Here is a 24,374-nt window from a genome sequence, read left to right on the forward strand (position 1 = left end):
CGGTTCAGACGGTGCCGGTTCAGAAGGTGCTCAGAAGTTCGGGCGGCACAGTGGCGGCCTGACCGGAGAAAGGACACGACTCATGACGACCGTGGACGAACGGAGCACGGCACGTGCCGTGCCCGTGGCCACGCGCCGCTCCCCCGCGCGTGCCGTGCTCGCCCTGCTGTGGGCCGGCGCGGCGGCCGTGGTCCTGCTGTGGTGGTCGGACACCGGCTCCGTCGTGGGTTCGGCGGGCTGGCTGACCGGGGCCGGGCGGATCGCCGGCCTGCTGTGCGGATACTCCTGCGCGGTGCTCGTCGGCCTGATGGCCCGGGTGCCGCTGCTGGAGGTGCGGGTCGGCTCGGACCGGGTCGCCCGCTGGCACGCGATGGCCGGCCGGTACACGGTGTGCCTGCTGGTCGCCCACATCGTGCTGATCCTGACGGGGTACGCGGCCCAGGACCGCGCCTCGATCGTGCACGAGACGCTGACCGTGGTCCTGGACTACCCCGACATGCTCAAGGCGACCGCCGGCACGGTGATCCTCTTCGCCGTCGGCATCACCTCGATGCGCGCGGCACGCCGCCGTACCAGCTACGAGTTCTGGTACTACGTCCACCTGCTCACCTACGCGGCCGTCTTCCTCGCCTTCTTCCACCAGCTGACGCTGGGCAACGACTTCAACGGCAAGCCGGTCGCCACCGCCTTCTGGTACGCGCTGTACCTGGGGGTCGCCGCGCTGGTGCTGTGGTTCCGGATCCTGGCGCCCGTGCGGCTCAACCTGCGGCACCGGCTGCGGGTGCACTCGGTGCAGAAGGAGGCGCCCGGCGTGTACTCGGTCGTCGTCCAGGGCCGGCGGATCGAAGAACTGGGCGCGCAGGCCGGGCAGTTCTTCCGCTGGCGGTTCTTCGGCGGCGACGGCATGGGCCGGACGTCGACTCCGTACTCCCTGTCGGCGCCGCCGCGCGGCGACCTGCTGCGCATCACGGTCAAGGCGCTCGGCGACCACAGCACGGCGGTGGCGCTGCTGCGCCCGGGCACCCGGGTGTGGGCCGAGGGCCCGTACGGCGCCCTCACCGCGGACCGGGCGAGCAGCCACCGGACCCTGCTGATCGCGGCCGGCGTCGGCGTCACCCCGCTGCGGGCGCTCTTCGAGACCCTGCCCGGCGACGTCACGCTGCTCTACCGGGCACGGACCGCCGAGGACCTGGCGCTGGGCAGCGAACTGGAGGCGATCGCGCGCTGGCGCGGGGCCCAGGTGCTGTACGCGCTCAACGGGCCGCGGGGCGAGCGCCCCGCCCTGACCGCGGAGTCGCTGCGGGCGACGTTCCCGGGCCTCGCCGGCTACGACGTGTTCATCTGCGGTCCGCACGGCTTCGCCCAGGAGCTGTACGGGGCGCTTCGCGCCGCCGGGGTGCCCGACCGCCGTATCCACCACGAGTCCTTCGAACTGTGAGGCCGCTGCCGTGCACGCACTGAACAAGAACCGTCCCCTGCGCCGCGTCATGCTGGCGAGCGCCGCGACCGTCTCCGGGATAGTGATGCTGCTGGCGCTGAAGCCGCACACCGCCCCGACGGTGATCACCGGTTCGGCGGCCCCCGCCCCGTCGGTCAGTTCCAGCGCCTCGCCGGGCGCGAGCAGCGGCTCCGGCAGCTCCAGCTCGTCCAGCGGGTCCAGCAAGTCCAGCGGGTCCAGCAAGTCCGGGAGCAGCAGCACCGGCACCAAGACCGTCACCGGGAACACCGTCCAGACCCGCTGGGGCCCCGTGCAGGTGAAGGTGACCATCAAGAACGGCAAGATCACCGACGTCACGGCGGTGCAGTACCCGTCGGACAACCCGCGGGACCAGCAGATCAACGACTACGCCCTCCCGCAGCTGCGCAGCGAGGCGCTGGCGGCACAGAGCGCGAGCATCGACACGGTCTCCGGGGCCACCTACACCAGCGGGGGGTACCAGCAGTCACTCCAGTCGGCACTGGACTCCGCGGGGCTCTGAACACTCGGGCAGTACGGCACGTATCTGTGGGCCAAGGGTCAATTCCCTACGGAGGAACCGTGACCACCACGCTCGCAGGCGGACGTGCCGCCCGCCGACAGACGATGCGCCGCATCCGCCCGCGCCGCTCCCCGGCAGTTCCGCTGCTGCTCGCCGTATGGGCGGGCGCGGCGGCCGTGCTGTGGCTGTGGTGGCACAACACACCGTCCATCGCCGACCAGAACGGCAAGATCCTCAACGCGGGCCGGATCACCGGCCTGCTGGCCGGCTATCTGATGGCTCTCGTGGTGCTCCAGATGGCCCGGGTGCCCGCGCTGGAGCGGCGGGTCGGCTCCGACCGCGTCGCCCGCTGGCACGCGATGAGCGGCCGCTACACGCTCTGCCTGGTCTTCGCGCACGTCTTCCTCATCATGTGGGGTTACGCGCTTCAGGCCGGCAAGACGCTGAACGACATCGTCCAGCAGACCGTCGACTCCGTGAACCAGCTCCCCGACATGGGCAAGGCCGCCATCGGGACCGGCCTGTTCGTCGTCATCGGCCTGACCTCGATCGGCCCGGTGCGGCGCAGGATGCCGTACGACACCTGGTACCACGTGCACCTGCTCACGTACGCGGCGGTGTTCCTGACCTTCTGGCACCAGATCACCACCGGCAACGACTTCGCCCTCACCCCGATGGCCAAGACGTTCTGGTACGGGCTGTACGGCGCGGTCACCGCGCTGGTGATCTGGTACCGGATCCTCACCCCGATCCGGCTCAACCTGCGGCACCGGATGCGGGTCGAGGCGGTCATCGAGGAGACGCCGGGCATCGTGTCGGTGCTGATCGGCGGGCGCAAGCTGCACCGGATGGGCGCGGAGGCCGGCCAGTTCTTCCGCTGGCGGTTCATGGCGCCCGGGATGCGGTTCAGCTCGCACCCCTACTCGCTGTCGGCGGCGCCTCGCCCCGACATGCTGCGGATCACCGTCAAGGCGATCGGCGACCACAGCGCGCGGCTGCGCGAACTACGGCCCGGGACCAGGGTGTGGGCCGAAGGGCCGTACGGGGCGATGACCGCGTCCCGGCGCAGCCGCGGCAAGGTCCTGCTGGTGGCGGGCGGCGTCGGGATCACGCCCATGCGGGCGCTGTTCGAGACACTGCCCGGCGCCGCCGGCGACCTGACCCTGCTCTACCGGGCCAACACCACCCAGGACCTCGCCCTGTGGGACGAGCTGTCCAAGATCGCCAAGGAGCGCGGGGCCCGGCTGATGTACGCGGTCAACAGCCCGGAGGGCGAGCGGCCGGACATCTCCGCGGAGAACCTCCAGCGGAAGATCCCGGACATCGACGACCACGACGTCTTCATGTGCGGCCCGCCCGGGTTCGCCCAGGGCGTGTACGAAGCACTGCGCGGCGCGGGGGTGCCCGCCCGCCGCATCCATCACGAGTCGTTCGAGATGTGAGCGACGGGACCACACGGGAATCCAGGGAATCGGGAGTTCGGGAACGATGAGGAAGACTCACCCCATCAGGCGTGTGGTGCTGGCCACCGCGGCGACCGTGTCCGGTGTCGTGCTGCTGCTGTCGCTGAAGCCGTCGTCGGACCCGACGTCCGCGTCGGCGGCCGGCGCGGCACCGTCGGCCGCGGCGGCCGGGCAGGCGTCGCCGCAGGGCGGCACCGGGACCGCCGGCGCCACCACGGTGGACGGGGACGCGACCCAGACGCAGTACGGGGTCGTCCAGGTCCGGCTGACCGTCGCGGGCGGGAAGATCACCCAGGCCCAGGCGATCCAGGCGCCCAAGGGCGGCACCAGCGACCAGAAGACCGCGCTGTCGGTGCCGCAGCTCAACAAGGAGACGGTTGCGGCGCAGAGCGCGAACATCGACTCGGTCTCCGGGGCGACGTACACGAGCACCGGCTACAAGCAGTCCCTCCAGTCGGCGCTGGACAAGCTGAAGAAGGCGAGCGCGTCTTCTTCGTCCGGTTCTTCGTCCGGTTCTTCGTCCGGTTCTTCTTCGGGCTCTTCTTCGTCGGGATCTTCTTCTTCGAACTCGTCGTCGGGCTCGTCCTCGTCGTCGGGGTCCGCGCAGGCGCAGGCCAAGACGGTGACCGGGCAGGTCGCGCAGACCCAGTACGGGCCGGTCCAGGTCCGGATCACCGTCTCCGGCGGGAAGATCACCAAGGCGGAGGCGGTACAGGCGCCCAGCGGCGGCCTCAGCGACCAGAAGACGGCGCTCTCCATCCCGAAGCTCAACCAGGAGGCGGTGGCGGCCGGCAACGCCACCATCGACTCCGTCTCCGGGGCCACCTACACCAGCACCGGCTACAAGCAGTCCCTCCAGTCGGCGCTGGACCAGGCCGGTGGCTGAGGCGGTGGCGGAGTCCGCGCAGGCTCCCGCCGCGGTACGTCATGCGGAAGAGGTCATGGGAACCGTCTTCTCCTTCGACGTCCGCGGCGAGGATCCGGCCGCCGTGCGGGCGGCCCTCGACGAGGCGGTCGCCGCGCTGCACCGGGTCGACGAGGTGTTCAGCACCTACCGCGAGGACAGCCAGGTGTCCCGGCTGGCGCGGGAGGAGATCGGCGTCGCCGAGTGCGATCCCGAGGTGGCCGAGGTGCTGGAGCTGGCGGCCGAGGCGGAACGGGTGAGCGACGGCTGGTTCAGCACGCGCTACCGGGGGCGGCTCGATCCCACCGGGATCGTCAAGGGCTGGTCCGTCGAGCGGGCGGCGCTCTCGCTCCGGCGGGTGGCCGGGGTGAGCGGGGTGAGCGTGAACGGCGGCGGTGACGTCCAGATGTTCGGCGCGCCCGAGCCGGCGCGCGCCTGGCGGGTGGGGATCGCCGATCCGCTGCGGCCGGGTGGGCTGGCGGCGGTGATCTCGGCGGCGGGGGTCGACGAACTGGCGGTCGCGACGTCGGGGACGGCGGAGCGGGGCGCCCATATCGTCGATCCGCGGACCGGGAAGTCGGCGGTGACGGATCTGGTGGCGGTGACGGTGGTCGGGCCGCGGCTGACGTGGGTGGACTGCTGGGCCACGGCGGCGTTCGCGATGGGGTCGCGGGCCGGGTTGGCGTGGCTGGAGTCGCTGCCCGACGTGGAGGGGCTGCTGATCACCGCGGGGGACGAGGTGCGGTGCACCGGGGGGCTGGCCGCGCGTCTGGGCTGAGGTGGGAGGCGGGGGACGCTCACCGGCACTAGCCGGGTGCCGCCCGCGCCCACCCGTGCCGCCCTGGGGGCACCTCTCAGGCCTTTAATGCACGGGGGGAGGCACGACGGCCCGCGGCTGGATGCGGTTGGATGTCCGCGGCTGGGGAGAAGCGCCGACTACAGCGCCCCTTTAGGGGCGCGGGGAACTGCGCGACCAGCCCCCACCCACCCGCAGCCGGACAACCACCAGGACACTTACGCGAAGTTTTTCGGATTCCTCCCGTAAAACGCCATCCGAACTCCCTCCCCGGCCGTACCCCCTGTGAAGCAAGTTTCGGGAGGAACACCATGGCCGTCTTCAGCCACCTGATGCCGTTCAGGCATCGGGACCACGACCACCACTCGTCCGACCACGGTCACGACCACGGCGACCGCCACGGTCACGGTCACGACCGCAACGACGACCGCCACGGTCACGGTCACCGGCACGACCACGGCGACCGGGACAACCACGACCGCTACTGACCACATCCGAAGGCTGAGCGGGCCGGCGGCCGAGGCGGCCGGCCCGTCCGGACGGTCGTTTCCGAGGAACCCCTCATGGCGCATGTGCTGCGGCGTCTGCTGTCGGCCGGCGACCCCTCAGACACCGTCGTCGCGGCCGCTCCCCCGGTCCCGCTGCGCGAGGTCTTCCGGCGGTTCTGGCCGTACACCCGAGGCGGCCGCCGCTGGCTCGTGCCGCTCGTCCTGCTGAGCCTGACCGCCCCGGCGGTCGACGCCGCGGAGCTCTGGCTCTTCAAGCTCGTCGTCGACGACGTGCTGGTCGCGCGGGAACTGCGGCCCTTTCTGTGGATCGCCCCCGCCTACCTCGGCCTCGTCCTCTGCTCCGGCGCCCTCGGCTTCGCCGACGAGGTGACGTCCACCTGGGTCGGCGAACGCTTCCTGCTCACGCTGCGCTCCGAGGTGTTCCGGCACGTCCAGGGGCTCTCGCTCAACTTCTTCGAACGCCGGCGGCTCGGGGACGTGCTGTCCAGGGTCACGGGCGACGTCGACGCGGTGGAGGCGTTCCTGCTCTCCGGCGTCGCGGACGCCCTGTACTACGTGATCCGGCTGGGCGTGTTCCTCGGTCTGCTGTTCTACCTCCGCTGGGACCTCACCCTGCTCGCCCTGGTCGTCGTACCGCTGTTCTGGGGCGCGGCCCGGCACTTCTCGCGGCTGATCAAGGACGCCTCCCGGGAGCGCAGGCGGCGCGGCGGGGCGCTCGGCGCGATCGCCGAGGAGACGCTGGGCAACGTCGTACTCGTACAGGCCTACAACCGGCAGGCATGGGAGGCGCACCGGTTCGAGCGGGAGAACGTCGGCAGGTTCCGGGCGGCGATGGCCTCGGCGCGGATCCACGCCGTGTACGAGCCCGCGGTCGAGTTCGTGGAGGTGACCGGCGGCCTCGCGGTGCTGGCCCTGGGCACCTGGAAGCTGGCCCAGGGCCAGCTCACGCTCGGCGGCCTGCTGGTCTTCCTGGCGCTGATCGGCAAGCTGTACAGCCCGGTCCACGGGCTGTCCGGGCTCGGCACCACCTTCTACTCGGCCTCGGCCGCCGCGGAACGGATCATCGAGCTGCTCGACGAGCGGCCCCAGGTGACCGAGGCGGCCGGGGCGCGGCGGATCCGCCGGGCGCGGGGTGCGGTGGAGTTCGACGGGGTGTGGTTCCGCTACCCCGGTACGACGGCCTGGGCGCTGTCGGACGTGTCGTTCCGGGTGGCTCCCGGCCAGACGCTGGCGCTGGTCGGGGCGAGCGGGGCGGGCAAGTCCACGGTCGCGAAGCTTCAGTTGCGGTTCTACGACCCCGACCGGGGCGCGGTCCGTCTCGACGGGACCGATCTGCGCGAGCTCAGCCTGTCCGACGTCCGGGAGAACGTCGCGGTGGTGCTGCAGGAGACGCTCGTCTTCCATGGCACGGTGCGGGACAACATCGCCTACGGCCGGCCGACGGCCACCGAGGCGGAGATCGTCGCGGCGGCGCGGGCCGCGGACGCCCATGAGTTCGTCGAGCGGCTGCCGGACGGCTATGACACCCTCGTCGGGCAGCGCGGCCGGACGCTCTCCGGTGGGCAGTGCCAGCGGCTGGCGATCGCCCGGGCGATGATCCGGGACGCGCCGGTGCTCCTCCTGGACGAGCCGACCGCCGGGCTCGACGCCGGCTCGGCGCGCCGGATCATGGAGCCGTTGCGCCGGCTCATGGCCGGGCGGACCACCGTGGTCATCTCGCACCAGATGCTGACCGTCCGGGACGCCACCCGGATCGTGGTGCTCGACCACGGCCGGGTGGTCGAGGACGGCGCGCACGCGGATCTGCTCGGGCACGAGGGACCGTACGCCCGGCTGCACCGGCTCAGCTCGGGAGCGGTGCTGTCCTGATCCCCCCGTCGAACAGGGACAGAGACGGGGACAGGAACGGGGACAGGAACGGGCGCCGCGGCCCGTGGGTCACACCTGCGGGGCCTCCACCTTGCCCTTCTGGAACTGGGCGGTGGCGAGGACGGTGCCGTCCGCGGAGGTGAGGCGGGCGGCGGAGTACTTGGTGAGGTCGACGGGGACCGCCACGCCCCAGTTGCCGTGTCCGTCGCGCACGGGGAAGTCGCCGAGCCGCGTGGTCGTGCCGTCGGCGCGGGCGAGGAGGCAGGTGGCCCTGCCGTTGTGGAGGGTGCCGCCGAGGGCGACGGAGACGAAGATCCAGGCGGGGCTGCCGGGGTGGGCGTAGACCTCGCCGACGGACTGCCCGCCGCCGGCCGGGATCATGTCCCCGACCAGTACGGGCTCGGACTCGACGGCCGGCGACGAGGAGGCGGTGACGGCCCCCTCGACGGCGCTGCCGACCGCCCAGCCGGCGAAGCCGACCGCGACGGCGAGGGTGGCGGCCGCCGCCGCGAGCCGCAGCCGGACGCGCCGGACACGGCTGCGCCGGCCCTGGGCGGCACGGGCGGGCCGGGCCGCCTGAGGCCCCGCCGCCTGCTCGGCCAGGCTGCGCGCCACCCGGGCCCCGAAGCCGGGCGGTGGCTCCCTCTCCGGCAGCAGGCCGATCAACCGGTCGCCGATCATGGTGAGTTGGCGTACGTACTCCCGGCAGTCCGCGCACCCGTCCAGGTGGGCGACCGCCTCGGCCCGCTCGCGGCCGGGCAGCACGCCCAGCGCCAGTTCGGCGCCGGCTGCGCGCAGCTTCTCGCAGTAGGCGTCACCGGACATGGCCGCCTCCCTTCGGGGACGCGAGCGCGGTGCGGAGCTTCGCCATCGCCGCTCTGATCCGCGTCTTGGCCGTGCCCAGCGGGATCCGCTCCACGTCGGCGATCTGCTGGGCCGTCATGCCGTAGACGCCGGCCATCATCAGGGCCCGGGCCTGTTCCCGGGGCAGCCGGGCCAGGGCGGCCCGGAGCTGGGTGGAGGCCTCGTCGGCCAGCGCCCACCGCTCGGGGGTCTCGGTGACGGCGTCGAGGAGGGGGGCGAGGTCCTCGGGTGCCATCGGTTCCGTCCGCCGGGCGCGGACGGCGTCGACGGCCAGGTTGTGCGCGATGGTCGTCAGCCAGGTCCCGACCGAGCCGCGGCGCGAGTCGTAGATCTGGGCATGCCGCCAGGCGCGCTCGAACGTCTGCTGGGCGACGTCCTCGGCGAGTTGCTGGTCCCCGGTGACGGCCATGGCGACCCCGAAGACCCGGTGCTGGAATCTCCGTACGAAGATCTCGGCAAGCTCCGGATCTCCGGTGGCCAGCCCGGACAGCAGAGCCTCGTCCGGGAGGCGGCCGACGGGGAACCGGAATCCCGACACACCTCTGTATACGTTCGACGGCCGCCAGGGGATTGCCCGCCCGCCTGACCGCTCGCCGCGGAAGATCACACCGCCATTGTCCGCCGCCGGGCCGGGCCCCGCACGCGGGTCGCGGGCCGCCCGCCGGCCCTGTCAGTGGCCGTTCTGGGCGAGCCGCAGCAGGTGGTCCGCGAGGGCCTGGCCACCGGTCGGCTCACGGCTGATGAGCAGCAGCGTGTCGTCCCCGGCGATGGTCCCCAGGATGTCGTGCAGCTCCGCCTGGTCGATCGCCGAGGCGAGGAACTGGGCCGCGCCGGGCGGGGTGCGCAGGACGACCAGGTTCGCCGAGGCCTCCGCCGAGATCAGGAGTTCCTGGGAGAGGCGGCGCATCCGCTCCTCCTTCGCCGACTCCCCCAGCGGGGCGCGGGGCGTGCGGAAGCCGCCCTCGCTCGGCACCGCGTAGATCAGCTCGCCGTCGGTGTTGCGGATCTTCACCGCGTTCAGCTCGTCGAGGTCCCGGGAGAGCGTCGCCTGGGTGACCGTGAGCCCGTCGTCGGACAGCAGCTTCGCGAGCTGGCTCTGCGAGCGCACCGGCTGCCGGTTGAGGATGTCCACGATCCGGCGGTGCCGGGCGGTCCGGGTCTGCGGCACCGCGGGCCCCGCCCCGCCCGACTGGTCGTACTCCTGCGCCTGGCTCATCGTCGTCTCATTCTCCGGATCGTCCGTCCCCGCTCGCTGCGTCGAGGATGCCGGGCAGGGCCCCGAGCAGCGCGTCCGCCTCGGCGTCGCGGAGGTTCAGCGGCGGCATCAGCCGTACGACGTCCGGGGCGGGCACGTTCACCAGGAACCCGGCCTCCTGAGCCGCCTGCTGCACCTGCGCTGCCAGCGGCTCGGTGAGCACGATACCCAGGAGGAGACCCGCGCCCCGGACATAGTCGATCAACCCGTGGCCCAGACCCTCGATTCCGTCCCGCAGCCTCTCGCTCTGCCGCTTGACGTTCTCCAGCAACCCCTCGTTCTCGATGGTGTCGAGGACGGCGAGGCCGGCGGCGCAGGCGACCGGGTTGCCGCCGAAGGTGGTGCCGTGGTGGCCGGGCCTGAGCAGGTCGGCGGCGCGGCCGAAGGCCACGGTCGCGCCGAGCGGCAGCCCGCCGCCGAGCTGCTTGGCGAGGGTGACGACATCGGGCAGCACGCCCTCGTGGGCCTGGTACTCGAACCAGGTGCCGGTGCGGCCGACGCCGGTCTGCACCTCGTCGAGGACGAGCAGCGCGCCGGTGGCTGCGGTGATCGCGCGGGCCGCCTTGAGGTAGCCGGCCGGGGGCACGACCACGCCGTTCTCGCCCTGGATCGGCTCGATGACGACCAGGGCGGTGTCCTCCGTGACGGCGGCGGCCAGCGCCTGCGCGTCGCCGTAGGGCACGTGCGTGACATCGGCGGGCAGCGGACGGAACGGGTCCTGCTTGGCAGGCTGTCCGGTGAGCGCGAGGGCGCCCATGGTCCGGCCGTGGAAGCCGCCGTCGGTGGCGACCATGTGGGTCCGCCCGGTCAGCCGGCCGATCTTGAAGGCGGCCTCGTTGGCCTCGGCACCGGAGTTGCAGAAGAAGACCCTGCCCTCCCTCCCGAAGAGCTGGATCAGCCGCTCGGCGAGGGCGACGGTGGGCTCGGCCATGAAGAAGTTGGAGATGTGGCCGAGGGACGCGATCTGGCTGCTGACGGCTTCGACGATCGCGGGGTGGGCGTGGCCGAGCGCGTTGGTGGCGATGCCGCCGACGAAGTCGAGGTACTCGTGGCCCTCGGTGTCCCAGACCTTGACGCCCTCGCCGCGGACGAGGGGCAGCCGCGGGGTGCCGTAGTTGTTCATGAGCGCGCCCTGCCAGCGCGCGGTCAGTTCCTGGTTGCTCACGGCTGCTCCCCCTGTTGCTCGTCGGGCACGACCATCGTGCCGATGCCTTCGTCGGTGAAGATCTCCAGCAGGATCGAGTGCTGGACCCGGCCGTCGATGACGCGGGCGGTGGTGACGCCGTTGCGCACGGCGTGCAGACAGCCCTCCATCTTCGGCACCATGCCGGAGCTCAGCTCCGGCAGCAGCTTCTCCAGTTGGGAAGCGGTGAGGCGGCTGATCACCTCGTCGGAGTTCGGCCAGTCCTCGTAGAGGCCTTCGACGTCGGTGAGGACCATGAGGGTTTCGGCGCCCAGAGCAGCAGCGAGTGCCGCAGCCGCCGTATCAGCATTGACGTTGTAGACATGTCCGTCGTCCTCGGAGCGGGCGATCGAGGAGACGACCGGGATCCGGCCGTCGGCGAGCAGGGCCTCGATCGCGCCCGTGTCGATCGCGGTGATCTCGCCGACCCGCCCGATGTCGACGAGTTCGCCGTCGATCTCGGGCCGGTGCTTGGTCGCGGTGATGGTGTGCGCGTCCTCGCCGGTCAGGCCGACGGCCAGCGGGCCGTGCTGGTTGAGCAGGTTGACCAGCTCGCGCTGGACCTGGCCGGCGAGCACCATCCGTACGACGTCCATGGCGTCCTCGGTGGTGACCCGCAGCCCGGCCTTGAACTCGCTGACGATGCCGTGCCGGTCGAGGGCGGCGCTGATCTGCGGGCCGCCGCCGTGCACGACGACCGGCTTGAGGCCGGCGTGGTGCAGGAAGACGACGTCCTGGGCGAAGGCGGCCTTCAGGTCCTCGTCGATCATGGCGTTGCCGCCGAACTTGATCACGACGGTCCTGCCGTTGTGACGGACCAGCCAGGGCAGCGCCTCGATGAGGATCTGGGCCTTGGGCAAGGCTGTGTGCTTGCGCGTCGAAGACTTTCGCTCTTCTGAGTGATTGACCGTCATAGCCGACTTTCGAAAGATCTCGGATCAGCCGCCGGGCGGGCGGTGTTGGCCCGCGGAGGCGGTGTAAGGCTCGTCCCGGACTCGCCAAGCGGGCGCGTCAGGAGGAGTAGGCGCTGTTCTCGTGGACGTAGTCGGCCGTCAGGTCGTTGGTCCAGATCGTCGCGGACTCGTTGCCTGCCGCGAGGTCCGCCACGATGTGGACCTCGCGGTAGCGCATGTCCACCCGCTCGCGGTCCTCGCCGACGCCGCCGTTCTTGCACACCCAGACGCCGTTGATGGCGACGTTGAGCCGGTCGGGCTCGAAGGCGGCCCTGGTGGTGCCGATGGCGGCGAGGACGCGGCCCCAGTTGGGGTCCTCGCCGTGGATGGCGCACTTGAGGAGGTTGTTGCGGGCGATCGCGCGGCCCACCTCGACGGCGTCGTCCTCGGAGGCGGCGTTGACCACCTCCACCCTGATGTCCTTGCTGGCGCCCTCGGCGTCCCGGATCAGCTGCTGGCCGAGGTCGTCACAGACGGCGCGGACCGCCTCGGCGAACTCCGCGTACTCCGGGGTGACGCCGGAGGCACCGGAGGCGAGCAGCAGCACGGTGTCGTTGGTGGACATGCAGCCGTCGGAGTCGACCCGGTCGAAGGTCGTCCGGGTGGCGGCGCGCAGCGCCTTGTCCAGGGACTCGCTCTCGACTGCCGCGTCCGTGGTGAGGACGACCAGCATGGTGGCGAGGCCGGGGGCGAGCATGCCGGCGCCCTTGGCCATGCCGCCGACCGTCCAGCCGTCCTTCGTCACGACGGACGTCTTGTGCACGGTGTCGGTGGTCTTGATGGCGATGGCGGCCTTCTCGCCGCCGTGCTCGGAGAGCTGGGCGGCGGCGGTCTCGATGCCGGGCAGAAGCTTGTCCATGGGCAGGAGCACGCCGATCAGACCGGTCGAGCAGACGGCCACCTCGATGGCGCCGCGCCCCAGCACCTCGGCGGCCTTCTCGGCCGTCGCGTGGGTGTCCTGGAAGCCCTTGGGACCGGTACAGGCGTTGGCGCCGCCGGAGTTGAGGACGACGACCGAGACCTGGCCGCTCTTCATGACCTGCTCGGACCACAGGACCGGCGCGGCTTTCACGCGGTTGGAGGTGAAGACGCCCGCGGCGGCGCGGCGCGGCCCGTCGTTGACCACGAGGGCCAGGTCCGGGTTGCCGCTCTCCTTGATCCCGGCGGCGATGCCCGCGGCCGTGAATCCCTTCGCTGCCGTCACGCTCACGGCGCAACTCCGATCGTGGTCAGTCCGGTGGTCTCGTCGAGTCCCAGGGCGAGGTTCATGCTCTGGACGGCACCGCCCGCGGTGCCCTTGGTCAGGTTGTCGATGGCGCTGATCGCGATGATGCGGTGCACGGACTCGTCGTACGCGACCTGCACCTGAACGGCGTTGGAACCGTGGACGGACGCCGTGGCGGGCCACTGGCCCTCGGGGAGCAGGTGGACGAAGGGCTCGTCGGCGTAGGCCTTCTCGTAGGCGGCGCGGACGGACTCGGCCGTCACTCCGGCCGTGGCCCCTGCCGTGCAGGTGGCGAGGATCCCGCGTGGCATCGGCGCGAGCGTCGGCGTGAAGGAGACGGCGATCCGCTCCCCGGCCACCGCGCTGAGGTTCTGGATCATCTCGGGGGTGTGGCGGTGGCCGCCGCCGACCCCGTACGGCGTCATGGAGCCCATCACCTCGCTGCCCAGCAGGTGCGGCTTGGGCGCCTTGCCGGCGCCGGAGGTGCCGGACGCGGCGACGATCACCGCCTCGGACCCCGCGAGGCCGGCGGCGTAGGCCGGGTACAGGGCGAGGGAGACGGCGGTGGGGTAGCAACCGGGTACCGCGATGCGCTTGGACCCCTCCAGCGCGGCGCGGGCACCCGGCAGTTCGGGAAGGCCGTAGGGCCAGGTGCCGGCGTGCGGGGAGCCGTAGAAGCGCTCCCAGTCGGCCGGGTCCCGCAGACGGAAGTCGGCGCCCATGTCGACGACGAGGACGTCCGGGCCGAGCTGCTCGGCGACGGCCGCGGACTGGCCGTGGGGCAGGGCGAGGAAGACGACGTCGTGCCCGGCGAGGGCCTCGGGCGTGGTCTCCGCCAGCACCCGGTCGGCCAGCGGCAGCAGGTGGGGCTGGAGCGCGCCCAGGCGCTGGCCCGCGTTGGAGTTGCCGGTCAGGGTGCCGATCTCGATCTCGGGGTGGGCGAGGAGCAGGCGCAGGAGCTCTCCGCCCGCGTATCCGCTCGCTCCGGCAACCGCCGCACGTACCGCCATGTCCATCCTCCTCTAGATGGCATGACTATACGGTTCACCGCAGTTTTATGCAACGCCGTCGCGGGCGGACGCATGGGATCGCCAGCATGCCACTGCGACCCGTTCAGGTGAACATCAAGGCCGTCGACGCGCCTGCGGTCGGCCGGTTCCGGGCTCGGGCGCCCGGCCGCAGGGCGCTGAGCGGGAGTCCGGCGTGACCGCCGTGCATCCCCCCGGATTCGACCGGCTGGACCCGGTCACCGTCGGCATCGACGTCGTTCCCGTCCCGGAGACGACGGCCGTCAGGCCGGTGGGTCGTACGGCCGGGGCGGTACCGCGCGGTTGTTGAGGTCCACCGAGAGGAAGATGTCCCGCGCGACCGGTTCGCGCAGCTCCTCGGCGAGCTGGCCGATCAGTCCGGCGGTGCGGGCGAGCAGGGCGAAGGCGCGCAGCAGCTCCAGCGGGAGGCCGAGGTCGGCGAGCGCGGCGCCGCACGTCCCCGCGCCGTTGAGCGGCAGGGTCCGGCCCAGGATCCCGGGGTGGACCCGGCCGATCGCGGCGAACAGCGACAGGTGCGGGCCGACGAGCCCCTCCTCGGCGGCGACGGTGAACAGTCTCGGGGTGCGCGGGTCGCCCTGTTTGTGGACGTGGTGCCCGAGGCCTGGAATCAGCTGACGGGTCTCGCGCGCGGCGCGGACGGCGGTGCGGGCGAGCTCGTCCCAGCCGGCGTCGTCGGCCGGGTGGCCGCCCTCGGCCGTGGCCAGGACGTCGTGCAGATATCTGCCGCAGTCCTCGGTGACGCCCAGGAAGCGCGAGCCGCCGCCCAGCAGCCCGGCGGCGATCGCGCCCTGGACCGAGTCGGGGGCGGAGAGGTACGTCAGCCGGGCCGTGATCGCGGTCGGCGTGAAGCCGTGGTCGGCGAGTGCGGCGAGCACCGCCTCGAAGACGCGGGTCTCGCCGGGCGCGGGACGGCGCTGCGTGGCGAGCCAGAAGGCGAGTTCGCCGAAGCCGACCTCGCCCATCACGTCGGCAGCGAGGTCCCGGCCCAGCAGGGTGATCCGGTCGACGGAGGAGGCGCCCAGCGCCGTCGGGTACTGGGGCCCGGCCCCCGGGTGCTCAGACATGGTCGTCCTCCGGTCCGCTCGCGAGCCATGTACGCAGTTCGGTGCCGTGTTCGTCGAGTTCCGGCGGGGGCAGCCGATAGGTCGGGGGCGTCTCGGAGAAGCGGATCGGATGCCGGGTGGTGGGCACCGCCCGCGCTCCCTCGCCGACCTCGACGACGGGGTCCAGGCCGAAGCGCTCGGCCATGGCGAACCCGCCGTCGATGGTGTTGATCGGCCCGCACGGGACCCCGGCGGCCACGAGCAGGTCGAACCACTCCAGGGCGGTGCGGGTGCTCAGCCGTTCCACCAGGATCGGGCGCAGTTCCGCACGGTGGGCCGTGCGGTCGGCGTTGTGCCGGAAGCGGGGGTCGTCGGCCGTCCCCGGGATGCCCAGCACCTCGCACAGCTTGCGGAACTGGCCGTCGTTGGCGGCCGTCACGATCAGTTCCCGGTCGGCCGCCGGCAGCGGTTCGTAGGGGAAGACGCTGGGGTGGGCGTTGCCCATGCGGTAGGGCACGCTGCCGCCGGCGGCGTACGCCGAGCTGTGGTTGACCAGTCCGGTCAGCGCCGAGGAGAGCAGGTTCACCTCGACGAGCTGGCCGCGCCCGGTGCGGTCGCGGTGCCGCAGCGCGGCCAGGATGCCGATGGCCGCGTGGTTGCCGGCCATCACGTCGAACACCGAGATGCCCGCACGGTAGGCGGGACCCTCCGGGTCTCCGGTGAGGCTCATCAGCCCGGAGATGGCCTGCACCATCAGGTCGTAGCCGGGTACCTCGCGCCCGGCACCGGTGCCGAAACCGCTGATGGAGGCGTACACCAGGCCCGGGTTGCCGGCGCTGACCGAGTCGTAGTCCAGGCCGTACCTGGCCATTCCGCCCGGTTTGAAGTTCTCGATGACCACGTCCGCGCGCCGGGCCAGCTCCCTGGCCAGGCCCGCGTCCTCGGCGTCCCGGAGGTCGAGCGCGATCGACCGCTTGCCGCGGTTGATCCCGAGGTAATAGGTCGACACCCCGTCGCGGACCGGCGGCATCCAGGTGCGGGTGTCGTCCCCCGCGGGGGACTCGACCTTCACCACCTCGGCTCCGAGGTCCGCGAGCAGCATGGTCGCGTACGGGCCCGCCAGGATGCGCGAGAAGTCGGCCACCAGCAGCCCGTCGAGCGGTCCGGTACCTCGGTCGCTCTCCCCGCGGTCGTCGCCGTCCCGGGTGCCGTCGTTCCGGTCCGTCATGGCTTACGCGTCCTCCGTCCGCTGCACGGCGACGCCCTCGCCGCGGTAGTCGCTGTAGGTGTACGGGTTCGCTATCGGCTCGGACTCCGGGATCTCCGGCGCCATGGCCTCCCGCCAGGCCTCCTCGCCCAGCGTGCGGCGGGTGTGCTCGACGGTGGCGGCGACGGCGTCGCGGGCCCTGCCGAGGTCGACGCCGACGAGCCGGTGCTGGTGCTTGACCACCCTGCCGTTGACGAGGACGGTGTCCACGTCGGCGCGTCCGGCCTGGTAGACCACGTGCCCGTAGGGGTTGAGGAGCGGGAACATGGCCGGGTTCCGGTCGTTCCTGAGCAGCACCAGGTCGGCCTGCTTGCCCGGGGTCAGGGAGCCGATCCGGTCGTCGAGGCCGAGGACGCGGGCGCCGCCGATGGTGGCCCACTCCACGACGTCCCGGGCGCGCAGCCGGTGGTGGGCGACGGTCTCCCCGGCCGTGTGGGCCTCCAGGTGCTCGCGGGCGCGGTCGGCGGAGAGCGTGGCGCGCATGGCGGAGAACAGGTCGGCGCTGAACCAGACGCTGGTGTCCATGGACAGCGACACGGGGATGCCGTGGCGGCGCAGCCGCCAGGTGGGCGGGTAGCCCTGGCCGGCGTTCTGCTCGCTCTCCGCCGACACCGACACCGTGCCGCCGGAGGCGGCGATCCGCTGGTAGGAGTCCTCGGCGAGGGTGGCGGAGTGCACGTAGGTGACGTCGGGGGTCATGAACCCGTGTTCCCACATCAGCCGGATGCCGTCGTCGTTGGTGGCGCCCCACACCCCGGCGTGGGTGGTGACCGGCAGGCCGAGCTCGCGGGCCGCCTCGAACGCGGCCTTCTCGGGGAAGGCCTGGTCGCCCGTGACGTCGAAGGCGAGCTGGAGGCCGAGCAGGTCGTCGCGGGCCGAGAAGTGGCGGTCCACGAAGGCCCGGAACTCGGGGGCGTTGGCCCACTCCCAGGGGGCGCCGAGCAGGTTGCCGTAGGCGAGGACGAAGCGGCCGGGGACGGCGCGCAGGGCCTCGACCGCCGCGTCACCGTGCTCGGGGGTCTGAAGGCCGTGGGACCAGTCGACGGTGGTCGTGACACCGGTGTCGAGCGCCTCGACCGCGGAGAGCAGGTTGCCCGCGTGGATGTCCTCTGGGCGGAAGATCCCGCCCCAGTTGAGGTAGTAGAAGACGAAGTACTGCGACAGCGTCCAGTCGGCGCCGAAGCCGCGCAGCGCGGTCTGCCACATGTGCCGGTGGGTGTCGACCATGCCGGGCATCAGGATGCCGCCCGTGGCGTCGACCACGACGGCGTCCTCGGGGGCCGGCAGGTCCCGCCCGACGCTCTCGATCCGCTCGCCCCGCACCAGGACGTCGCCACGGTCGAGCAGACCGATGGCCGGGTCCATGGACAGCACGGTCGCGCCGCGGAAGAGGATCGGACGGCCGGCGGGGAAGTCGCCGGGGCGGGTCACGTCCGGGTCGCCGGGGCGTGGGGTGTCGGTGTTCATCAGGTCACCTCGTCGTGATCTGCGTCCCGGGCGCGCAGCACCCGGGAACGGGATGTCAGCGGTACGGCGGCGGTGGCGAGCCCCAGCGCCAGCGCGCCGGTGCCCCATCCGTAGCCGTCGAGTCCGTCGAGCCCGGCGGCGTGGTCGAGCGACCAGGCGCCGGGCCCGGTGAAGGCGAGGACCGCGGCCACGGCGCCGTACCAGAACGGGACCTCGCAGCCGCCCTGCTGGGCCCAGAAGCCGCTCGGCGCGGTCGCCGCCGCGGCTACGGTCATGGTGCCGACGACGACCGCGCTGCCGCCGGGGGTGAGCAGCCCGGCCGCGAGGGACGCCGCTCCGGCCAGTTCGGCCGTTCCGGCGAGCAGCACCAGAGGGCGGCCGGGGACGAAGCCCCAGCGTTCGAAGACGGCGGCGGTGCCGTCGGGTCCGGCGCCGCCGAACCGGCCGAACAGCTTCTGGGCGCCGTGGCCGCACAGCAGCGCGGCGAGCAGCAGCCGCAGCAGGAGCAGCCCGAGGTTCACGGCCGGGCCCGGTCGGCGGGGGCGTTGAGGACGAAGTCGTACTCGGCGTGCAGCCAGTGTCCGGTGAGGGTGCCGCCGTCGGGGGTGGGGCCGGCCGGCCGCTCGGTGAAGCTCACGACGAGCCGGTCCTTGGTGCCGAAGACGACGTCGCTGTCCAGGTAGTCGGAGCCCTCCTGGAACAGGTGGGTGATGAGCCGGTCGTGGCCGGGGTGGTCGATGAGGAAGTGGATGTGCGCGGGACGGAAGTGGCTGATCCCGGTCCGGGCGATCAGGTCGCCGACCGGGCCGTCCATCGGGATGGCGTAGCCGCGCGGGGCGATGGTGCGGACGCAGTAGGTGCCGTCGGCGCGGGTGCGGTACTTCGCCCGCAGCCGGGCCTCGTCGACCTCCGGGAGCTGGGCTTCGTAGGCGCCGTCGGCGTCGGCCTGCCACACGTCGAGGACGACGTCCGGCAGCGGGGTGCCGTCCGGGCCGAGGACCCTTCCGGTGACGAACAGCGGGACGCCGGGGATGCCGTCGGACATGTCGGCGCCGAAGGGCGCGGCCGGGGAGCCGTCGATGTGGAACGGGCCGAGGACGGTGGCCGGGGTGGCCTCGGGCGCGAACCGGTTGTTGAGCTGGACGACGAGGGTGCTCAGGCCGAGCACGTCGGAGGCGAGGATGAACTCCTGGCGCTTGTCGTCGCAGATCCGGCCGGTCGCGGCGAGCCAGCCGACGGCGGCGGCCCACTCGTCCTCGGTGAGGTTCACCTCGCGGGCGTAGGCGTGCAGGTGCCGCACCAGCGCCGTCATCAGCTCGGCGAGCCGGGGCGAGTGTGCTGTGGCCCAGCGTTTCTCCGCGAGGTCGGTGAGATTCTCCTCCGTCACGAAGGCCATGGGAATCCTCCTTGATTCGGCCCCTCCGCCGCTGTGCGGACACTCGTCCGCACAGCGGTCATCATGCAGCGGTCCGGGGCCCAGGGCAAGCTCTCCGCACCGACGACCCAGATGAGGACAGCACGGGGCAGCCGGACCGATGTCCGTTCCGCTAGCCTGGCGTCATGCGTCGAGACGGAAATCCCGAGTTCATCGAGGCCCTGGCCCGGGGGCTGGACGTGCTGCGCTGCTTCCCGCCCGGCACCTCCTCGTTGACGCTCAGCGAGATCGCGGCCGTCACCGGCCTGGCCCGGCCCACCGCCCGGCGGATCCTCATCACGCTCACGGAGCTCGGCTATGTCCGCTCCGAGGAGCGCGGCTTCTCGCTCACGCCCCGGGTGCTGGATCTGGGGATGGCCTATATCGGTTCGACGAACCTGTGGGAGCTGGCCCGGCCCCACCTGCGGGAGCTGGTCGCGCAGACCGGCGAGTCCTGCTCGATCGCGCAGCTGGACGGCTCCGACATCGTCTACGTCGCCCGGGTCGCGGTGCCGAAACTGGTGACGCTGGCCGTCACGATCGGCACCCGGTTCCCGGCGCTGCAGACCTCGCTCGGCAAGGTCCTGCTGGCCGCGCTCTCCCCCGGCGAACTGGACAGGACGCTGGCCGAGCCGAGCCGTTCGGGCATCACCCCGCGCTGGACGCCGGGGCGGGACGAGATCGACACCGCGCTGCGCGACGTTCGGGCCAAGGGCTGGGCGGTCACCGACGAGGATCTGGCGCTGGGCATCCGCTCGGTCGCCGCGCCCCTGCGGGACGGGGACGGGAAGGTGGTCGCCGCCGTCAACGTCAACGCGCACGCCGCCGAGACCTCGGTGGACACCCTCGTCGGGCATCACCTGCCGCTGCTGCTGCGGGCCGCGAGCGCCATCAGCGCCGACCGGGCCGCCTGGCAGGACCGCCCGCTGGAGACCGTCGAGATCGCGCGCTGAGCCGCGCGCGAACGGTCAGCCGCGCACCGCGTCCGGGCGGGGCAGCATCACCCAGCGGGAGACGACGAACGTCACCGGAATCGCCGTCGCCGACGCCAGCAGCGGGGCGAAGTGGCTGCCCACGTGCAGCACGTCGACGATCACGTACACACCCACCGTGGTGATCACGAAATTGGTCGCGTTGGTCAGCGGAAACAGCAGGAATTTCCGCCAGGTGGGACGCGTCCGGTAAGTGAAACGCGCATTGAGGAAGAACGAACCGATCATGCTCAGCAGAAACGCGAGAACATGCGCGGCGAGGTACGGCAAATACCTCAGAAAAAGCAGGTAAAGGCCGTAGTACGTCGCCGTGTTGACGACGCCCACCAGTGCGAAGGTGATGATCTGCCCCGATATCGGACGGGTGGCGGGTTCGGTGGCGGTCGACAGGGCGTTCGGCATCAGGGAATGAGGTCCTTCGTCGTGCCGCGGGTGCGGCTGTCCGCTCGATCCACGTTCGTCGCCTTCACCAGGAAGTGCGGGCGCCCCTTGACCTCGTAGTAGATCCGGCCGGTGTACTCGCCGATGACCCCGAGCATGATCATCTGCACCCCGGCCAGGGCGGTGACGGCTGTAATGATGGTGACATAGCCGGGCGTCTGCACACCGTTGATCATCGCCGCGCCCACGATCCACGCCGTGTAGACACCGGCCAGCGCCAGCAGGGTCATGCCGAGATAGAGCGCGGCGCGCAGCGGGCGGTTGTTGAAGGAGAGCAGGCCGTCGAGGCCGTAGTTGAGCAGGCTGCGGAACGACCAGGAGCTGGTGCCGTGCTCGCGCACCGCGTTCTCGTACTCGAAGGTGGTGGAGGGGAAGCCGACCCAGGCGAACAGGCCCTTGGAGAACCGGTTGTACTCGGTGAGGTCCACGACCGCGTCCACCACCCGGCGCGACATCAGCCGGAAGTCGCCCACGCCGTCGACGAGTTCGACGTCGACCATCCGGTTGATGAGCCGGTAGTAGAGGCGGGCGGTGAGCGTGCGGGTGAAGCGGTCGCCCTGCCGGGTGCGCCTGGCGATGACCTGGTCGTAGCCCTCGCCGCGCAGTTCGACCATGCGCTTGATGAGTTCCGGCGGATGCTGGAGGTCGGCGTCCATGACGACCACGGCGTCGCCGGTGGCGTGCTTCAGCCCGGCCAGCAGGGCCGCCTCCTTGCCGAAGTTGCGGCTGAAGGAGACGTACCGGACGCGTGAGTCGCGGTCGGCGATCCGGCTGAGGAGGGTCAGCGTGCGGTCGCGGCTGCCGTCGTCGACGTACACGAACTCCATGTCGTGGCCGAGCGGGAGGAGTTGGTTGGCGATCTTCTGGACCTGCTCGTGGAAGCGCTCTATGACGTCTTCCTCGTTGTAACAGGGCGCGACGATCGATATCAGCATGGGTTCTTCCCCCTGGGGACGGGTCAGTGAGCGGTGGTCGTGCGCTCGCCGGGGCGGGTGGCGGATCTGCGGCGTACGGCCGAGACGGCGCCGACGGCGATCAGGGCCAGCAGCGAGGCGCCGCCGACCGCGGTGCCCAGGCGCAGTCCGGGCGGGTGGAAGGTGCAGGTGAGGCTGGCTGCGGAGCCGTTCAGCGGGACGGCGATCAGGCCGTGGAACTCGCCCGCCGCGGCCTCGGCGCCGTCGGCGGAGCAGCGCCAGCCGGCGATCCGCGGGGCGGCCACGACGGCGGTTCCCCTGCTGCCGGCGGGCAGTTGGGCGTGCACGGTGCCGTCGGAGACGGTCACCCTGGTCGCGCCGGTGGACTTCAGGTGCTGTACGGCGGTGCGCAGTCGCGCGGTGTCGAGGCAGCCGACCGCGCCCTGCGCCGGGACCCGGCTGAGCCGGTTGGGTTCGAGGCGGATCCGGACCTGCCCAGCGGCGCGTACCGTGCCGAGCGGCTGCATCGCGGCGATCTTCGTGCCCGCGGCGTCGGACCGGAACAGCTTCCGCTCGCCGCCGTCGGCGAGTTGTGCGGTACCGGAGTAGTGCGGCGCCCAGAGGAAGACCGAACTCCCGGGCCGGCACCGGGCGGTGATCCGCCCCGCTCCGTCGACCAGCAGGCCCCGGGCCGCGTCCCCCTTGCGCGCACCGCTGAGGGTGGTGCGGGGCAGGGTGTAGACGCGGGCGCCGAGCAGGAGTTCCTGGTTGCGGTACGGCGAGGGGCCGAAGGAGGCGGGCGTGGAGTGCGCGGCGGTGGGCCGCACCGTCACCAGCGGTGGTACGTCCTCGCGGGTGACGGTGGACGGGCCGCCGCCCTGGGGCAGCCATTTCTGGTGCGGGTCCGGCGGGTTGTGCACCCGGGCGCCCACCGAGAAGACCGCGTCGGTGACCGGGTTGTCGAGGGACTGCAGGCTGCGGCCGCGCGAGGTCCAGCCGTCACCGAGCGCGGTGAGGGTGCGGCTGAGGACGTCGGCGGTGAGACTGCTGTAGTACTGGGAGCCCTGGCCGCCGACCGTCATCGGGTCGTTCGCGACGGTCTGCTCGCGGCCGGGTTCGGTGCGGTACGCGGGCCAGGCGTCGGCGCTCGCGACCGCGTCCGCCTCCTTCTGCTGGCGCTCCCCCCAGGGCGCGTAGTCGTCCATCTGGCCGAGCCGCGTCCCGGTGGCCACGGCCGCGGTGGCGGCGGACTCGCCGAACTGCGCGCCGATCAGCAGCGCCACCGCCAGGCCTGCCAGCGCGGGCCTGGCGTTCCTGAGGCGGAGCAGCGCGAGTCCGCCGAGCGTGCCCGCGACCGCGAGCAGCACCACCGGCCAGGTGTGGTGGCTGTGGTGCCGGGTCAGGGAGCTGCGGCTCGCGACGGCGGCGATCAGGGCCAGCAGGACGGCGGCCGCGCCGAGTGCCCGCCGGTCCGGCAGCCCGTAGGCCAGGGCGTGCCAGGCGGCGATGACCAGCAGGCCGCAGAGCACGAAGGCCTGCCGGTAGAAGCTGCCGTTCGGGACGGCGAAGGCGTGCCAGGCCAGGCTGGTGGGCGCCCACTGGAGCGACAGGGCCACCGCGAGCACCAGCACCGTCCAGCCGGCCCGCACCCGGACCGGGACCCTCCGGTGGAAGGGCAGGGCGAGGGCGAGCACCAGCGCGGTGATGCCGACGTAGAGGGCCGGCGAGCCGTAGCCGTAGGTCGTCGGCAGCAGCCGGGCCAGCAGGTCCTCGGTGCCGACCGGGGCGAAGTGGCCCTCGCGGCCCGGGTATGCGTGCTGGGTGCCGGAGTACACGACGATCACCAGCGGCGCGGCCAGCCCGATGCCGAGCGCGAAGGTCACCGCGGCCCGGCCCGCCACCGCCAGGGCGCGCCGCCACGGCAGCTCGGCGAGCACCAGCCGGAGCAGCAGCACCAGGGCGGCGCCGAGGGTCGCCATGTAGGCGGTGTAGAAGTTGGCGATCCAGGCAAGCGCCACGATCAGGGCCCCGGGCACCAGGCGCCGGCCGGCCGTCGCCCACTCGCCGACCAGGCAGAGCAGCGGCAGTGCGATCAGGCCGTCGAGCCACATCGGGTTGAACGCGGCGAGGGCGAGGCTCCAGCCGCACAGGGCGTAGGAGGCGCCCAGCACGCCGGCCGCCCACCAGCGGCCCCGGCGCAGGCTCATCAGCAGCCAGGCCATGGCGGCGCCGGCGACCGCGGTCTTCAGCACGGTGATCACGTACACCGCGAGGTCGATCTCGTCACGCGGGAAGACCGCGACCAGCGGCGCGAACGGGCTGCTGACGTAGGTGCCGAGGTCCGGCAGGAAACTGGAGCCGTAGCCGGACTGCCAGTTGACGAGGAGCCCGCCGTCCGCCCTGCCGTGCAGCAGGTCCCACAGGTGGGCGTGGAAGGGCACGTACTGGTTGCCGAGGTCGTTGACGCTGCGGGTGCGGGGCCCGAACGGGTAGCTGCGGGCGATCACGTCGGCGGCGCAGAACGCCAGGGTGGCGAGAAGTGCCGCGAGCAGCGCGGCGACCGCTCGCGGATCAGCGCTCCCCCATTTCACCGGGCCGGTTTCCCGTTCTTCCTCGCCCCCTGCCGGTCTCGCCCCCTGTTCGCGCCCGGCCGGCGTGGTGCTATTCATTCCGTGCGGCCCCCAGATAAAAACGGGGTCGTCACTCCCCGAAAGTCGGTGTTTCGCCGACTTAGACGGGGAGAGGTTCCTGATGGTTGTGCCATGCCCGTGAAGTGGTCAATCGAAT

At 72.2% G+C, this 24,374-nt stretch carries 23 protein-coding genes; 8 read left to right on the forward strand and 15 right to left on the reverse strand.

Features of this window, described 5'->3' with window-relative positions:
• The first annotated feature begins 82 nt into the window (after window positions 1–82).
• The 7 genes from AB0P24_RS01170 to AB0P24_RS01200 all read left to right on the forward strand — a co-directional run bounded on the left by AB0P24_RS01170 (window position 83) and on the right by AB0P24_RS01200 (window position 7,520).
• The gene (locus tag AB0P24_RS01170) at window positions 83–1,438 is read left to right on the forward strand and encodes a ferric reductase-like transmembrane domain-containing protein (protein ID WP_365789739.1); all 1,356 of its coding nucleotides are present in this window, start codon (window positions 83–85) and stop codon (window positions 1,436–1,438) included.
• 10 nt (window positions 1,439–1,448) lie between these two features.
• Window positions 1,449–1,979, forward strand: coding sequence for an FMN-binding protein (locus AB0P24_RS01175; RefSeq protein WP_365789741.1), 531 nt, complete (start codon window positions 1,449–1,451; stop codon window positions 1,977–1,979).
• 59 nt (window positions 1,980–2,038) lie between these two features.
• Window positions 2,039–3,421: a ferredoxin reductase family protein gene (locus tag AB0P24_RS01180; protein WP_365789743.1), complete on the forward strand. Its 1,383-nt coding sequence runs from the start codon at window positions 2,039–2,041 to the stop codon at window positions 3,419–3,421.
• A gap of 46 nt (window positions 3,422–3,467) precedes the next feature.
• Window positions 3,468–4,328: an FMN-binding protein gene (locus tag AB0P24_RS01185; RefSeq protein WP_365789745.1), complete on the forward strand. Its 861-nt coding sequence runs from the start codon at window positions 3,468–3,470 to the stop codon at window positions 4,326–4,328.
• Entirely contained in the window at window positions 4,321–5,124 is an 804-nt protein-coding gene (locus tag AB0P24_RS01190; protein ID WP_365789747.1) for an FAD:protein FMN transferase, read from the forward strand. Before AB0P24_RS01185 ends, AB0P24_RS01190 begins: the two co-directional genes overlap by 8 nt.
• A gap of 329 nt (window positions 5,125–5,453) precedes the next feature.
• A complete protein-coding gene (locus AB0P24_RS01195; protein WP_365789749.1) occupies window positions 5,454–5,630 on the forward strand; it encodes a hypothetical protein in 177 nt (58 codons plus the stop codon).
• A 75-nt stretch (window positions 5,631–5,705) separates the two neighbouring features.
• On the forward strand, window positions 5,706–7,520 hold the full coding sequence (locus AB0P24_RS01200; protein WP_365789751.1) for an ABC transporter ATP-binding protein: 1,815 nt from the start codon (window positions 5,706–5,708) through the stop codon (window positions 7,518–7,520).
• Window positions 7,521–7,589: 69 nt separating this feature from the next.
• Here the strand turns inward: AB0P24_RS01200 and AB0P24_RS01205 are convergent, their stop codons facing one another.
• The 12 genes from AB0P24_RS01205 to AB0P24_RS01260 all read right to left on the reverse strand — a co-directional run bounded on the left by AB0P24_RS01205 (window position 7,590) and on the right by AB0P24_RS01260 (window position 19,222).
• Window positions 7,590–8,345: a zf-HC2 domain-containing protein gene (locus tag AB0P24_RS01205; RefSeq protein ID WP_365789753.1), complete on the reverse strand. Its 756-nt coding sequence runs from the start codon at window positions 8,343–8,345 to the stop codon at window positions 7,590–7,592.
• Window positions 8,335–8,922, reverse strand: coding sequence for a sigma-70 family RNA polymerase sigma factor (locus AB0P24_RS01210; protein ID WP_365789756.1), 588 nt, complete (start codon window positions 8,920–8,922; stop codon window positions 8,335–8,337). Before AB0P24_RS01210 ends, AB0P24_RS01205 begins: the two co-directional genes overlap by 11 nt.
• A gap of 132 nt (window positions 8,923–9,054) precedes the next feature.
• Window positions 9,055–9,600: an arginine repressor gene (locus AB0P24_RS01215; RefSeq protein WP_181804439.1), complete on the reverse strand. Its 546-nt coding sequence runs from the start codon at window positions 9,598–9,600 to the stop codon at window positions 9,055–9,057.
• Window positions 9,601–9,607: 7 nt separating this feature from the next.
• A complete protein-coding gene (locus tag AB0P24_RS01220; protein WP_365789759.1) occupies window positions 9,608–10,804 on the reverse strand; it encodes an acetylornithine transaminase in 1,197 nt (398 codons plus the stop codon).
• Window positions 10,801–11,736 (reverse strand): acetylglutamate kinase, encoded by a 936-nt coding sequence (gene argB, locus AB0P24_RS01225; RefSeq protein ID WP_365789762.1) that lies wholly within the window; start codon window positions 11,734–11,736, stop codon window positions 10,801–10,803. The genes AB0P24_RS01220 and argB overlap by 4 nt, the downstream gene beginning before the upstream one ends.
• Before the next feature lie 97 nt (window positions 11,737–11,833).
• Entirely contained in the window at window positions 11,834–12,985 is a 1,152-nt protein-coding gene (argJ, locus tag AB0P24_RS01230) for a bifunctional glutamate N-acetyltransferase/amino-acid acetyltransferase ArgJ (protein WP_365789764.1), read from the reverse strand.
• Window positions 12,982–14,010: an N-acetyl-gamma-glutamyl-phosphate reductase gene (gene argC / locus AB0P24_RS01235; protein ID WP_365789765.1), complete on the reverse strand. Its 1,029-nt coding sequence runs from the start codon at window positions 14,008–14,010 to the stop codon at window positions 12,982–12,984. Before argC ends, argJ begins: the two co-directional genes overlap by 4 nt.
• 281 nt (window positions 14,011–14,291) lie before the next feature.
• Entirely contained in the window at window positions 14,292–15,113 is an 822-nt protein-coding gene (locus AB0P24_RS01240; protein WP_365789767.1) for a citryl-CoA lyase, read from the reverse strand.
• On the reverse strand, window positions 15,106–16,320 hold the full coding sequence (locus AB0P24_RS01245; RefSeq protein ID WP_365789769.1) for a CoA transferase: 1,215 nt from the start codon (window positions 16,318–16,320) through the stop codon (window positions 15,106–15,108). The genes AB0P24_RS01240 and AB0P24_RS01245 overlap by 8 nt, the downstream gene beginning before the upstream one ends.
• Before the next feature lie 3 nt (window positions 16,321–16,323).
• Window positions 16,324–17,826: an amidohydrolase family protein gene (locus AB0P24_RS01250; RefSeq protein WP_365789771.1), complete on the reverse strand. Its 1,503-nt coding sequence runs from the start codon at window positions 17,824–17,826 to the stop codon at window positions 16,324–16,326.
• A complete protein-coding gene (locus AB0P24_RS01255; protein WP_365789773.1) occupies window positions 17,826–18,347 on the reverse strand; it encodes a DoxX family membrane protein in 522 nt (173 codons plus the stop codon). The genes AB0P24_RS01250 and AB0P24_RS01255 overlap by 1 nt, the downstream gene beginning before the upstream one ends.
• Window positions 18,344–19,222, reverse strand: coding sequence for a dioxygenase (locus AB0P24_RS01260; RefSeq protein ID WP_365789775.1), 879 nt, complete (start codon window positions 19,220–19,222; stop codon window positions 18,344–18,346). Before AB0P24_RS01260 ends, AB0P24_RS01255 begins: the two co-directional genes overlap by 4 nt.
• 164 nt (window positions 19,223–19,386) lie before the next feature.
• Between AB0P24_RS01260 and AB0P24_RS01265 the strand changes: the two genes are divergently transcribed.
• The gene (locus tag AB0P24_RS01265) at window positions 19,387–20,193 is read left to right on the forward strand and encodes an IclR family transcriptional regulator C-terminal domain-containing protein (RefSeq protein WP_365789777.1); all 807 of its coding nucleotides are present in this window, start codon (window positions 19,387–19,389) and stop codon (window positions 20,191–20,193) included.
• A 15-nt stretch (window positions 20,194–20,208) separates the two neighbouring features.
• On the opposite strand, the gene AB0P24_RS01270 is transcribed toward AB0P24_RS01265, so the two are convergent.
• Genes AB0P24_RS01270 through AB0P24_RS01280 form a run of 3 tightly spaced genes read right to left on the reverse strand, consistent with a single transcriptional unit; the run spans window position 20,209 to window position 24,178 of the window.
• The gene (locus tag AB0P24_RS01270) at window positions 20,209–20,634 is read right to left on the reverse strand and encodes a GtrA family protein (RefSeq protein WP_365789779.1); all 426 of its coding nucleotides are present in this window, start codon (window positions 20,632–20,634) and stop codon (window positions 20,209–20,211) included.
• The gene (locus AB0P24_RS01275; protein ID WP_365789780.1) at window positions 20,634–21,608 is read right to left on the reverse strand and encodes a glycosyltransferase family 2 protein; all 975 of its coding nucleotides are present in this window, start codon (window positions 21,606–21,608) and stop codon (window positions 20,634–20,636) included. The genes AB0P24_RS01270 and AB0P24_RS01275 overlap by 1 nt, the downstream gene beginning before the upstream one ends.
• A gap of 23 nt (window positions 21,609–21,631) precedes the next feature.
• Window positions 21,632–24,178: a YfhO family protein gene (locus tag AB0P24_RS01280; protein WP_365789782.1), complete on the reverse strand. Its 2,547-nt coding sequence runs from the start codon at window positions 24,176–24,178 to the stop codon at window positions 21,632–21,634.
• Window positions 24,179–24,374 lie beyond the last annotated feature (196 nt).

Source organism: Streptomyces sp. NPDC086519 (assembly GCF_040686075.1).
GTDB classification, from domain to species: Bacteria; Actinomycetota; Actinomycetes; order Streptomycetales; family Streptomycetaceae; genus Streptomyces; species Streptomyces shenzhenensis.

Coding starts and splice junctions, on each gene's coding strand:
- AB0P24_RS01245 (WP_365789769.1), bottom strand. CDS start 16,320: ATGACGGACCGGAACGACGGCACCCGGGACGGCGACGACCGCGGGGAG.
- AB0P24_RS01275 (WP_365789780.1), bottom strand. CDS start 21,608: ATGCTGATATCGATCGTCGCGCCCTGTTACAACGAGGAAGACGTCATA.
- AB0P24_RS01205 (WP_365789753.1), bottom strand. CDS start 8,345: ATGTCCGGTGACGCCTACTGCGAGAAGCTGCGCGCAGCCGGCGCCGAA.
- AB0P24_RS01270 (WP_365789779.1), bottom strand. CDS start 20,634: ATGCCGAACGCCCTGTCGACCGCCACCGAACCCGCCACCCGTCCGATA.
- argC (WP_365789765.1), bottom strand. CDS start 14,010: ATGGCGGTACGTGCGGCGGTTGCCGGAGCGAGCGGATACGCGGGCGGA.
- AB0P24_RS01170 (WP_365789739.1), top strand. CDS start 83: ATGACGACCGTGGACGAACGGAGCACGGCACGTGCCGTGCCCGTGGCC.
- AB0P24_RS01260 (WP_365789775.1), bottom strand. CDS start 19,222: ATGGCCTTCGTGACGGAGGAGAATCTCACCGACCTCGCGGAGAAACGC.
- AB0P24_RS01185 (WP_365789745.1), top strand. CDS start 3,468: ATGAGGAAGACTCACCCCATCAGGCGTGTGGTGCTGGCCACCGCGGCG.
- AB0P24_RS01215 (WP_181804439.1), bottom strand. CDS start 9,600: ATGAGCCAGGCGCAGGAGTACGACCAGTCGGGCGGGGCGGGGCCCGCG.
- AB0P24_RS01240 (WP_365789767.1), bottom strand. CDS start 15,113: ATGTCTGAGCACCCGGGGGCCGGGCCCCAGTACCCGACGGCGCTGGGC.
- AB0P24_RS01195 (WP_365789749.1), top strand. CDS start 5,454: ATGGCCGTCTTCAGCCACCTGATGCCGTTCAGGCATCGGGACCACGAC.
- AB0P24_RS01265 (WP_365789777.1), top strand. CDS start 19,387: ATGCGTCGAGACGGAAATCCCGAGTTCATCGAGGCCCTGGCCCGGGGG.
- AB0P24_RS01250 (WP_365789771.1), bottom strand. CDS start 17,826: ATGAACACCGACACCCCACGCCCCGGCGACCCGGACGTGACCCGCCCC.
- argB (WP_365789762.1), bottom strand. CDS start 11,736: ATGACGGTCAATCACTCAGAAGAGCGAAAGTCTTCGACGCGCAAGCAC.
- AB0P24_RS01200 (WP_365789751.1), top strand. CDS start 5,706: ATGGCGCATGTGCTGCGGCGTCTGCTGTCGGCCGGCGACCCCTCAGAC.